The organism is Streptomyces sp. NPDC017943, from assembly GCF_044328425.1.
Lineage (GTDB): Bacteria > Actinomycetota > Actinomycetes > Streptomycetales > Streptomycetaceae > Streptomyces > Streptomyces djakartensis_A.
Genome location: NZ_JBIRHH010000061.1, coordinates 1 through 4200 on the forward strand (window position 1 = coordinate 1; position 4200 = coordinate 4200).

General features: G+C 66.1%; 5 protein-coding genes. 4 read left to right on the forward strand and 1 reads right to left on the reverse strand.

Annotation, left to right across the window (positions count from 1 at the left end):
• Positions 1-236: 236 nt before the first annotated feature.
• On the forward strand, positions 237-791 hold the full coding sequence (tpg, locus tag ACH4C6_RS36060; protein ID WP_398112797.1) for a telomere-protecting terminal protein Tpg: 555 nt from the start codon (positions 237-239) through the stop codon (positions 789-791).
• A gap of 292 nt (positions 792-1083) precedes the next feature.
• On the forward strand, positions 1084-1797 hold the full coding sequence (locus ACH4C6_RS36065; protein WP_398112801.1) for a S1 RNA-binding domain-containing protein: 714 nt from the start codon (positions 1084-1086) through the stop codon (positions 1795-1797).
• Positions 1798-1819: 22 nt separating this feature from the next.
• Here the strand turns inward: ACH4C6_RS36065 and ACH4C6_RS36070 are convergent, their stop codons facing one another.
• A complete protein-coding gene (locus ACH4C6_RS36070) occupies positions 1820-2077 on the reverse strand; it encodes a hypothetical protein (RefSeq protein ID WP_398112798.1) in 258 nt (85 codons plus the stop codon).
• Between the two features lie 627 nt (positions 2078-2704).
• On the opposite strand from ACH4C6_RS36070, the gene ACH4C6_RS36075 reads away from it, so the two are divergent.
• Positions 2705-2974 (forward strand): hypothetical protein, encoded by a 270-nt coding sequence (locus tag ACH4C6_RS36075; protein WP_398112799.1) that lies wholly within the window; start codon positions 2705-2707, stop codon positions 2972-2974.
• Entirely contained in the window at positions 2971-3681 is a 711-nt protein-coding gene (locus tag ACH4C6_RS36080) for a restriction endonuclease (protein WP_398112800.1), read from the forward strand. Before ACH4C6_RS36075 ends, ACH4C6_RS36080 begins: the two co-directional genes overlap by 4 nt.
• Positions 3682-4200 lie beyond the last annotated feature (519 nt).

The following is a 4200-nucleotide window of genomic DNA, read 5'->3' on the forward strand; positions in this document are numbered from 1 at the left end:
GGGAAACCGACCTCATCGTCGCCAAGCACCGCAACGGACCCACGGGGACCGTGACCGTGGCTCACCAGTTCCACTACAGCCGCCTGCGCGACATGACCGGCGAGGAAGAACCGCCCCGCTAAGCGCCCTGAAAGCCGCTGCGCGGCACGATCACGACCGGGCAAGCACTTCCCCTGGCCCGACCATGATCATCCCGCAGCGGCCCACGCAGCCGATCATGAACGGAGGTGCCCGCGGTGGGCATAGTGGACGACGGCCTGAACAAGGCCGTGCAGCAGGCATTCACCCGACCCATCCCCAAGAGCGCCGAGGCGCAGATGCGTTACCTGGTCAAACAGCTCAAGGGCACCCGCGCCGTGGCCCAGCACCTCGGCATCTCGCAGCGCACGGTCGAGCGGTACGTCAAAGACCAGATCCGCCGGCCGCGACCGGACCTCGCCCAGCGCCTGGCCGACGCGGTGCGCGAGCGCTGGCAGCCTCGCTTGCGTGCCCAGGCCCGCAAGCAGGCGGCCACCAGCACGGGCGTCGTCATCGACGTACGGGCAAGGTTCGGTTTCACTGCCGCTCCTGGGTCCACGGATGACGCCCGTCTGCGGCACATCACCCTCGCCCTGCCCCCGCAGTACGCAGCCCGCCTGTTCAACGCCCAGGCCGCCGGGGCCAGTGAGCAGCAACTGCGCGACATCGCAGGCCAAGCGCTCGGCGAGGTCTACTTCCAGGACAGCGGGCGCCGCGCCCAAGGCCTCGAGGTCGAGTTCACCGACATCGAGCAGATGGAATTCGACCTGTAGCGGGGGCGCCGGAACGCCCGAGGATGCCCCCTGCTGTGACTGAGCGCTTCAGTTGGCCAGTGAGCGTGTGAGTTGGCCGTTTGAGCTCTCCGTGTCGATGGCGCGGCTGAGCCGTGGCACGTTAGTTGGAACCTTGTCAGGAGAGTTGGAACCAGTGCGGCCGGCGCCGACTAGGCTCACCCGCGTGTCCGATCCAGCCCCTGACCCTCGCGTGCAGTCCTTGATCAACCAGCTCCGTCCGGGGGCCGTGAGAACCGTGAGGGTCACCGGGTTCGACGGAGCGGACGTCTTGGTGCAGCTCGCAGATGCCGAAGGTGAGCAAGCCGAGATCGCTCGGATTCCTCGGCAGGAGGCGTCGATGCGTCGGATGGACCATCCATCCGAGCTGTTTGAGATTGGCCAGGAGATCAACGCCGAAGAGATCGGGCGTTGGTGCGAAGGTCAGCTTCACCTCTCCGCCAGGGCATGCGAGATTCCGGCCTTGCGGTCCTTCCTCCTCTCGTTTGAACGAGGGCAGGTCGTCGCTGGGACGGTCTCCGAGGTTCACAACTTCGGGGTCTTCGTTCATGTCGATGGCGAACCGGACGGCCTCTGCACCGGCTTCATCCGGGTGCCGGACCTGACATGGGGCTGGATCAGCCACCCTTCCGAGGCAGTCGAAATAGGCCAGCGGATCACCGCTGAGGTGATCATTGCCGAGACTCGAACCGGACAGGTCACGCTCTCGCTGAAGGCCCTGCAGGATGATCCACTCATTCGGTTTGCGGATCAGGTCGGCCGGGTTCTCACCGGGACGATCACCAAGATCGTTCCTTTTGGTGTGTTCGTGCAGCTTGCTCCCGACGTTGTGGGGTTCCTTCACCTCTCAGAGCTGGCCGACGAACCGGTCGAGACCCCTGCCAAGCTCGTCGACGAGGGCGAGCTGATCACGGTGGAGGTTACCGAGGTCGACCTTCAGCGTCACCGGGTGCGGCTGAGCGCCGCCAGTGGAGCGAGCAGAACCTAGCGAACTGCTTCCAAGAAGCCTGTCAACGCGCGGTTGGTTGCAAAAAGGGTAACCACTTGGTGCCAACAAGCGTGTCCCACCACAGATCCCCCACCGGGACGACGACCTCGGACGTACCAGCTTTCCACGTCACCGTCCATGTACGCGGCCATCCCGGTCCCAGGTCCAGACACTCGGTGGCACGACCGGGCAGCGCGTACGACAGCACGAGTTCCTCCAGCAGGCAGGAATGCGACCACACCGGAGCTTCCAATACGTCGACGCTCTGTACGTCACCCATGACGACAGCACACTGCGCGGCCGAGCCGTACACCGAGGAAACACGGCATTGGCCAACGGCCCAGAGTTGTGGGCGCGGCTTCGGCGAGTGTCACTCCCTGCTCTGGGACCGTTCCGGCTTCCGGATCAGCTCTCCTGCGACCGTCGGTCAAATACCCAGTGGAGTCCGGCCACGTATTGGTTGACCGGATGTAATCCCGGCGCTGGCAGGCAAGCCCTCGCTTGCTGGAAGACATCTCCCCCGCCGCCTGCAGGCCTTGAGTACCGCTACTGGCCCCGGCACTCCCTGAGGGCAGCATGAACAAGCTTCCAGCTTGTGAGACCGGGTGACCGCAGCGTGCTCGGCGTCAGTAGCCGGCATGCAGGGGTATAGAACTACTGGCCGAGCGAACTAGGACAGCAATCGGATGTGCGAGACGGGCGGCAGCTGTCCTGAACAGGCACTCTTCACCCTTGCGTCATGATCGTTTGTCAGTGGTCGCCTCCAGCATGGCCCTCACTTGGACGTGTTGATTCGGGGAGGGACCAGATGCCGTTCGTGCGGTCGTATGTACGTTCCGATGGGACGCCGGTACGCGGACATTCTCGATGGGCGCCCGGCGCCCGGCGGGAACTGACGATCTTCACCATGGCTGCTCTGGCCGTCGTGGGGTTCGGCAACAGCAACCAGGGAGTGGGTAAAACCACCGGCCCGGCTGTGAAGCCGGGCGATGGGCGAGCGGTGACCTACCCGATCCGCTTCCACCACGGCCAAGGCCAGGCCGCACCGCGCAGGAGCGTGCCGCAGCCCACGGTGTCGTACCCCATCAAGTTCCCCACCCCGAATAGGAAGCCCGCTCCGCCGACAGCGACCGTGTCGTACCCGATCGACCTCTCCACCTTGGACACTGGGCGGTGAGCCGGCGCCCACCGCAGCGCCGCAGGGGGCCGATCCGGCGTCCCGCCCGCAACCGCCGACAGCAACAAGACGGTACGCAGCTGCTGGTCGTAGCAGTCGCCGCGGCCGCGGCCATCAGCCTGATAGTCACGCTGGTCAACTGGCTGATCGCCCACTGGTGGATCCTGATCCTGGCTGCCGCTGTCACGCTGCTGGGCGGCTGGGCCTGGTGGCAGCAACGAACCCAACGCACCCAGTGGCAACAGGCTCAGAGGCGCGCACTGCGCTACGGGCTGGCGCAGTTGGACGCTCTTGCTCACCGCCAGTTCGAGCACGCGATTCGGGACCTGATGTACCGCGACGGCTGCGCAGACGCCGTCCAGGTCGGCGGCCAAGGCGACCTCGGCGCGGACGTGAAAGCCACCGACCCCTTCGGCCGGCGCTGGGTCATCCAATGCAAGCACCGCAGAAACGGCAACCAAGGCGCAGCCGTCGGCACACCCGAACTGCAAGTCCTCAACGGCACAGGCCGCCCCGTCCACAAAGCCGACGTCGTCGTCATGGTCACCAACGGCCGCATCACCCAACCCGGCCGCGCCTTCGCCCGCCAGCAGCGCCTGCATCTAGTGGACCGCCAAGTTCTGGCGCAGTGGGCAGCCGGCTCGCGCCCCTTGTGGGAACTGCTGAGTGCGGTGCCGCCACCACGACGGCCAACGAACCGGTCGTAGACGCTGTATCGCGCCCCACAGCGTCTTTTACCCCGTATCAACACCCGTGCCGTGGATGCTGCGCACCGAGCCCGCGCGCTGCGCACGCTAATGCCCGGGTGGGCCAGGCCGTCGGGCCCGCCCGTCGAGGCGGTGGCGGCCGCTGCGGCGTCCAAGCCGATCCGGATCAGGTACGCCCGCTGCTTGACCGCGCAGCAGTCGAATCCACCATGGCTTGCCACAGCGAGCGCGGAGTTCGCCCCTATTAGTGGATCATCGCGTGGCGTGGTGCCGGGGCGCTGGGCGGCGGGCGGGCGTCGGCGGGTGCTCAAGGCGGTGCTCGGCTACCGGTCCTGGCCTGGCGCAAGGCGGCCCAGCGCCCGCTGCTGTCCAAGGAGATCGACGGCGAGCTCTTGCCGTCGGCGTGGATAAAGACGGTGCACTTACAGGTCCTAACAGAAGTCGCTGATGGTGTGACTGTCGGCTCAGATGCTCGTTGCTCTGTTCGTGGGGAAGAGGAACTCTCGTCCGTGGATCGTG